Consider the following 1274-nt stretch of genomic DNA (forward strand, 5'->3'; position numbering starts at 1 on the left):
AGTGCATCGACACGGATGAACCCCTCAGGATCGACCACCTGCTGCCCAATGACCTGTCTGACGTCAATCGTAAGGCGGTCGAAGAGTTCTTCGCTGAACATCAGATCATCGCCGCAAATATGAACGGTCTCAAATACATGGTGGAACAGAAGTTTGCGACCAAAGCATCCGCCCTCAAACATGTGCTGGCTGATCTGGGGTGGGTGCTGAAAGAAGCCAAGTGGGGCGGCAAGGACTACAAACGGGTCCTCTGGCTCAGGCCGGGCTATAGTCTCAAGTCAGGTGTGATCTCTGGCCCAACGACATGGACGCTGAATACGGATCAGGTCGGCTCGGCAGAGGGCGAACTCGGCAAAGGGTTCTTTACCCACAAACAGGGCTTGAGGGTCGACCCGCTACAAGACGACACAGAGATCCCAGCTCTTGTCTTCTGAACGCGACAGGATCTGGGCTCGGCATGAGGTCTACATGCGCGAACGCATGAAGATTGAGATCACCGATCGGCAGTATCTTTGGTGGGACTGGGTCTTCACCACACATATGGAAAGCGCTGTCGATAAGTATCTCACGCTGATTTTCCAATGGGCTAATCGTGATAGTCACGGGTGCCTTTGGTTTGGCGACTACCCCCGCGCCAACATCAAGTTCCAGAAGAAGACACTAACTTGCTACCGCTTTGCTTACGGTATCGCGACCGTCATTCCGCTCAGTGAAAAGCAGTCGATCCGCCACGAGTGCAACAACCCCTTTTGCGTCAACCCACGCCATCTTTTGACCGGCGACCCAAAGGAAAACTTCCGCGACTATCTGGCAACCCAAGCCTATGGCACACGCTGGAAGTTGCTCCGTGGGTGGGACTCTATGTAGCTGATTTTGCAATCCACCCACCCCACCTTTCCACCCTTGGTGGGCAGGACGCATAAACTGAAAGCTGCCGAACAGCACCAGAGCTGACATTAGTTCAGCCGCAGCGAATGGCGGCTGGGAGCCCAGTTGTGGTGTGCCGCAAATCCGTAAGATGTCCGCTGTTCGTCCGAGGGCCGTTGGTCTGTCCATGCTCTCGGTGGGTGGTCTTCTGAATTTCCGACCTATTTAGTTTGGAACATACGATACGCAGAATGGAAGTTCTGCCTATGAAACAAGGAATAACTTATGACTTCTTTCGATCTTTCGCGCCGTGGATTGATTCTGGGTGCCGCTGGTGGGGCCGCCCTTCTCGCCGCCGGACGTCCACAACCCCTGCAAGCCGCAGCCCACGCAACAGCACCACTCCC

At 54.9% G+C, this 1274-nt stretch carries 2 protein-coding genes; both read left to right on the forward strand.

All coding sequences use genetic code 11. From position 1 onward, the window contains the following. Nucleotides 1-434: hypothetical protein (locus tag V6D20_02130; protein HEY9814593.1), on the forward strand; the 434-nt coding region annotated here is incomplete at its 5' end. A gap of 34 nt (nucleotides 435-468) precedes the next feature. Beyond that, nucleotides 469-867, forward strand: coding sequence for a hypothetical protein (locus V6D20_02135; GenBank protein ID HEY9814594.1), 399 nt, complete (start codon nucleotides 469-471; stop codon nucleotides 865-867). Nucleotides 868-1274: the final 407 nt, after the last annotated feature.

The organism is Candidatus Obscuribacterales bacterium, assembly GCA_036703605.1.
GTDB lineage: Bacteria > Cyanobacteriota > Cyanobacteriia > RECH01 > RECH01 > RECH01.